At 77.2% G+C, this 5,970-nt stretch carries 1 protein-coding gene; it reads right to left on the bottom strand.

Annotation, left to right across the window (positions count from 1 at the left end; genetic code table 11):
* A partial coding sequence (locus tag ACFOVU_RS15550; RefSeq protein ID WP_378534889.1) for an amino acid adenylation domain-containing protein occupies window positions 1-5,970 on the bottom strand: 5,970 nt, incomplete at both ends.

Raw genomic sequence — 5,970 nt, 5'->3', positions numbered from 1 at the left:
TCGCCGCCGTCGTGGGGGCCGGTGTCGGCGGCCACGATGTAGCCGACGAGCCGGCGGTCGCCGGGGCGGTCCTCGCGGGCGACGACGGCGGCGCGGGCGACGGCCGGGTGGCGTTCGAGGACGGCGGCGACCTCGCCCGGCTCGATCCGGAACCCGCGGATCTTCACCTGGTCATCGGCGCGGCCCGCGAACTCCAGGTGGCCGGCCCGCGTCCACCGGGCGAGGTCGCCGGTGCGGTACATGCGGGTTCCCGGGCCGCCGAACGGGTCGGCGACGAACCGGGCGGCGGTGAGGCCGGGGTTGCCGAGGTAGCCCCGGGCCAGGCCGGGGCCGGCGACGTAGAGCTCCCCCACCGCCCCCGCCGGCATCGGGGCGAGCCGGTCGTCGAGCACGTAGCAGCGGGCGTCGACGGTGGGCCGCCCGATGGGCGGTGGTCCGTCGCCCGACAGCGGGGTGCTCAGCGTGGCGCACACGGTGGTCTCGGTGGGCCCGTAGCCGTTGATGAGGCGGCGCCCCTGCGACCAGGCCGCGGCCAGGCGCCCGGGCAGGTCCTCGCCGGAGGAGATGATCGAGCCCAGTCCGGGCAGGTCGGCGGGGTCCATGGCGGCCAGGACCGCCGGGGGCAGGGTGGCGTGGGTGATGCGGTGACGGGCGGCGAGTCCGGCCAGTGCAGGGCCGGGGGTGATGTCGTCGGCCGCCGCGGTGACCAAGGTGGCGCCCGCGGCGAGGGCGCCCAGGATCTCCCACACCGCGCCGTCGAAGCCGATCGGGGCGAATTGCAGGACGCGGCTGCCGGCGGTCACGCCGAAGCGCTCGCGGTTGGCCGCGGCCAGGCCGGGCAGGCCGGTGTGGGTGACGACCACCCCCTTGGGCCGTCCGGTGGAGCCCGACGTGAAGATCGTGTAGGCGGGGTGGCCGGGGCGCAGCGGGGCGGTGCGCTCGGCGTCGGTGACCGGGGCCGCGCTCAGCCCGGCGGCCTCGGCCTCGATGTCGCCGAAGGCGGCGGACGGCGCGTCGGTGTCGGGCAGGCCGGCCAGGGTCGCGGCGGTGCCGAGCACGAGCACGGGGCGGGTGTCGGCGAGCATCCCGGCGAGCCGTTCGCCGGGCTGGCCGGGGTCGAGCGGGAGGTAGCCGGCGCCGGAGGCGAGGACCGCCAGCACCGCCGCCACCAGGTCGGCGGAGCGGGGCAGGGCGATGGCGACGAAGCGCTCGGGGCCGGCGCCGCGGGCGATGAGGGCGCGGGCGAGCCGGTTGGCGCGTGCGCTCAGCTCGCCGTAGGTCCAGGTGGTGCCGGCGTGGATGAGAGCGGGGGCGTCGGGCGTGGCGGCGGCTTGGCGTTCGAACAGGCCGGGGAAGGGCATGCGGGGCAGGTCGCGCGCGGTGTCGTTCCAGGTCTCCAGGGTGCGGTGGCGTTCCTCGGGGTCGAGGACGCTGAGGGCGCCGATGCGCAGCCCGGGGTCGGCGGCGGCGGAGCCGAGCAGCCGGATCAGGCGCCGCACGAGCGCGTCGACGGTGTCGCGGTCGAAGACGTCGGTGCCGAACTCCGCGATCCCGGCGAGCCCGAGCGGCGTGCCGTCGTCGTCGAGGTGCTCGGTGAGGCTGAGCACGAGGTCGAACCGGCAGGTCCCGGCGCCCATGAGGTCGATCTCGGCGGTGATGCCGGGGGCGTGGAACCCGGCCCCGGGGGCGTTCTGGAGGGCGAGCATGACCTGGAACAGCGGGTGGTGGGTGAGGGAGCGCGCGGGGCGGACCTCCTCGACGAGGCGTTCGAACGGGAGGTCCTGGTGGGCGTGGGCGGCGAGGTCGACCTCGCGGACGCGGGCCAGCAGGTCGCGGAACCGGGGGTCGCCGGAGGTGTCGGTGCGCAGGACGAGGGTGTTGACGAAGAACCCGACGAGGTCGTCCAGGGCGTCGTCGGTGCGGCCGGCGATGGGGCTGCCGATGGGGATGTCGGTCCCGGCGCCCAGCCGGGTCAGCAGGGCGGCGAACCCGGCGTGCAGCACCATGAACAGGCTGGCGCCGTGGCTTTGGGCCAGGGCGGTGAGGGCGCGGTGCAGGGGGGCGGGGACCTCGAAGCGGACGCGGTCGCCGCGGTGGCCGGCGACCGGCGGGTGGGGCCGGTCAGTGGGCAGGGCGAGGCGTTCAGGCAGCCCGGCGAGGGCGCGGCGCCAGTGGTCGAGCTGGCGTTCGGCGAGGCTCCCGGCGCCTTCGCCGAGCAGGTCGCGCTGCCAGAGCGTGTAGTCGGCGTACTGCACCGGCAGGGGTGCCCAGTCGGGGGCGCGGCCGGCGGTGCGGGCGGTGTAGGCGGCGGCGAGGTCGCGCCAGAGCGGGGCCAGGGACCAGCCGTCGCAGGCGATGTGGTGCACGACCACGAGGAGCACGTGGTCGTTCTCGGCCACCTCGAACAGCGCCGCGCGGATCGGGAGCTCGGATTCGATGGCGAACGGGCGCCGGGCGGCCTGGGCGGCGCGGTCCTCCAGCTCGCCGGGTGCGGTGGCGGTGAAGGTGAACTCCGGGCGCGCGCCGGCCAGCACGACCTGGTGCGGGATGCCGTCGTGCTCGGCCATGACGGTGCGCAGGCTCTCGTGGCGGCCGGCGACGTCGGCCAGCGCGTCGCGCAGCGCATCGCGGTCGACCCGCCCGGAGAGCCGGATGCGCAACGGCACGTTGTAGGTGGCGGTGGGGCCCTCCAGGCGGTGCAGGAACCACAGGCGCGCCTGCGCGTGCGAGAGCGGGACCCGGGCGGGGCGGGGCCGGGGGGCGAGCGCGCGGCGGGTGGACCCGCCGCCGAGACGGTGTACGAGGTCGGCGACGCGGGGGGCCTCGAAGACCGTGCGCACCGACAGTTCGATGCCCAGCGTGGTGCGGATCCGGCTGGCGAGCCGGGTGGCCGACAGCGAGTGCCCGCCCAGGTCGAAGAAGTCGTCGTCGATCGTCACCGGGGGGACGCCGAGGATCTCGGCGTAGAGGGCGCACAGGCGCTCCTCCATCGGGGTGCGCGGTGCGCGGCCTTCGGCGACGGCCCCGGAGCGGGGGGCGGGCAGGGCCGCGCGGTCGACCTTGCCGTTGCGGGTGAGCGGCAGCCGTTCCAGCGCCATGATGTGGCGGGGCACCAGGTGGTCGGGCAGCCGCTCGGCCAGGTGGGTGCGGACCCGGGCGAGCAGGACGCCGGCCTGGCGCGACAGGTGGGGGCTGCTGGTGTGGCGGGCGGGGTCGGTGCCGGGGCCGCCGGGCGGGCGGTAGAGGCCGGCGGGCACGGTGCCGGCGCCGTCCCGGGGGTCGAAGAAGTGGACGTCGAGGCTGCCGTCGCCGGCGCCGGACCAGGTGGCCACGGTGCGGTGGCCGGTGGGGCGCGCGGCCTCGTGCAGGTCCTCGGGGTCTGGGACGCCGGGCGCGGGCCGCTCCAGGGCGGCGCGGGCGAGGTCGGCGTCGCCGTCCTCGTGCAGCGCCCGCCAGGCGGCGGCCGCGGGGGCGACGCGGGCGTTGGGTACGCCGGTCAGCCGGATGTGGGGGGCGGGGCGCTCGGCGAGCAGGTCGGCCAGGTGGCCGGGGTCGGTGACGTCGGCCCCCCACACGAGGTCGAGGGGGGCGGGGCCGGGCGGGCCCGGCGGGGCGGTGCGCAGCACGGCGTCGTAGCGGTACTGCGACATCTCGTTGCGGCGGCGTCCGCGTTTGATGCGCACGTCGGCGCCGGTCAGCCCGGGGACCGCGGCGGTCAGGGCGGCGAAGTAGGCGGGGGCGACCAGGAGCTCCTGCTCGGCGGCGATGTGGCGTTCCACGGCCGTGCGCAGCGCCGCCGCGTCGTCGCCGGGGTCGGCGCGGCGCAGGGTGGTCTCGGTGTGGAAGAGGCGGGAGAGGCGCAGGTCGCGGACGTCGCCGACGAAGATCGCGCCGCCGGGGGCCAGCAGATCGGTGGCGCGGCGCAGGACCTCGGTGAGGTAGCCGCCGTTGGGGAAGTACTGGACGACGGAGTTGACCACGATGGCGTCGAAGTGCCCGGCGGGCAGGCCGGCGGTGTTGTCGGCGGGGGCAACGCGCAGGCGGACGCGGCCGGTGAGGCCGGGGATGCGCTCCACGTTGCGGCGCAGCGCGTCGATGGCGGGCGCCGAGAAGTCGGTGCCCCAGTACTCCTCGCAGTCGGGGGCGAGGCGGGCGAGCAGCAGGCCGGTCCCGACCCCGATCTCCAGCACCCGGCGGGGGCGCAGCGCGCGGATCCGGTCGACGGTGGCGTCGCGCCACTCGTGCATGTGGTCGGCCGGGATGGGGCGGCCGTCGTAGCTGCTGTTCCAGCCGGTGAAGTCGGCCCCGAGCGGGGCGCTCGGGGTGTCGGGGGCGGCGGTGCCCGTGGCGGGGGCGTCGGGGGCGGCGCCGTAGAGCCCGTCGTAGATCCGCTGCCACTCGGTGACCTGGTGGGCCTGCGCGTCGCCGCCGTCGTGGGGGCCGGTGTCGGCGGCCACGATGTAGCCGACGAGCCGGCGGTCGCCGGGGCGGTCCTCGCGCACCGTGACGGCGGCGTTGGCGACCCCGGGGTGGTCGCGCAGGGCGGCTTCGACCTCGCCCGGCTCGATGCGCAGGCCGCGGATCTTCACCTGGTCGTCGGCGCGCCGCAGGAACTCGATCTCGCCGTCGGCCCGGCGGAGCACCACGTCACCGGTGCGGTACATGCGGGTGCCGGGCGGCCCGAAGGGGTCGGCGACGAACCGCTCCGCGGTGAGGGCGGGTGCGTTCAGGTAGCCGCGGGCCAGGCCGCTGCCGGACAGGTACAGCTCGCCGGGCACGCCGGCGGGGACGGGGCACAGGTGGGGGTCGAGGATGCGGGCGCCGGTGCCGTCCATGGGCCGCCCGATGGGCACGGTCTCGCCGACCCGGCCGTGCAGCGGGTGGGCGAGGGCGAAGGTGGTGGTCTCGGTGGGGCCGTAGCCGTTGGCCAGGCGCAGGCCGGGGCAGTGGTCGAGCACGCGCCGGCACGACTGCGGCGAGACCCGGTCGCCGCCGACCCAGACCTCGCGCATCCCGGCGAAGCAGTCGGGGAGCTCGTCGGCGATGACGTCGAAGAACGCGCTGGTGATGAAGGCGCCGGTGGCGCCGCCTTCGGTGAGGGTCCGCCGCAGCTGCTCGGGGCCGAGGTCGCCGGGCGGGGCGACGACGACGGTGCCGCCGCCCAGCAGCGGGACCCACAGCTCGTAGGTGGAGGCGTCGAAGGAGTGCGGGGAGTGCAGGAGCACGCGCTGGTGCCCGCCGCCGCGCCAGCGCCGGTCGGCGGCGAGCGCGGCCACGGCGCGGTGGGGGATCCCGATGCCCTTGGGGCGGCCGGTGGATCCGGAGGTGTACATGGTGTAGGCGAGGTCGTCGGGGGCGACGTCCACAAGGGGCGTGCCGGGGTCGGCCTCGTGCCAGGCCCCGTCGATGGCGAGCACGTCGAGGCCGTCGGTGGCGGGGTGCGGCGCGGTGCCGGCGCCGGTGATGACGGTCCGCGCGCCGGTCTCGGCCAGCACCAGCCGCAGCCGGGCCGCGGGCTGGCGGAGGTCGAGGGGGACGTAGGAGGCGCCCGCCTTGAGCACGCCGAGGACGGCGGTGACGAGGTCGGTGCAGCGGGGCAGGGCGATGCCGACGGCGTCGGCGTGCCGGCAGCCGCGTTCGATGAGGCGGTGGGCGAGCTGGTTGGCGCGGGCGTTGAGCTCGGCGTAGGTCAGGCGCTCGTCGCCGCTCACGACGGCGGTGGCGTGCGGGGCCTGCTTGAGGCGCTGCTGGAAGATCCGGTGCACGGCCGGTGCGGGGGAGGGCAGGTCGGCGGGGGCCCCGCCGGAGGTGGCGGTGCGGCGTTCGGCGCAGGTGAGTGCGTCCAGTTCGGCGACGCGCCGCCGGGGCTGGGTGACGACGCGGCGCAGCAGGGTGCGGAAGCGCCGGTGGTGGAGGGCGAGAGCAGCGGCGTCGTGGCGGCCGGGGTCGGCGAACAGGGAGAGCCCGACG

The sequence above is a fragment of the Nocardiopsis sediminis genome (genome assembly GCF_042650565.1).
GTDB lineage: Bacteria > Actinomycetota > Actinomycetes > Streptosporangiales > Streptosporangiaceae > Nocardiopsis_B > Nocardiopsis_B sediminis.
The sequence above is the reverse complement of the archived record's forward strand: the minus strand, read 5'-3'. Positions and strand labels throughout refer to the sequence as shown.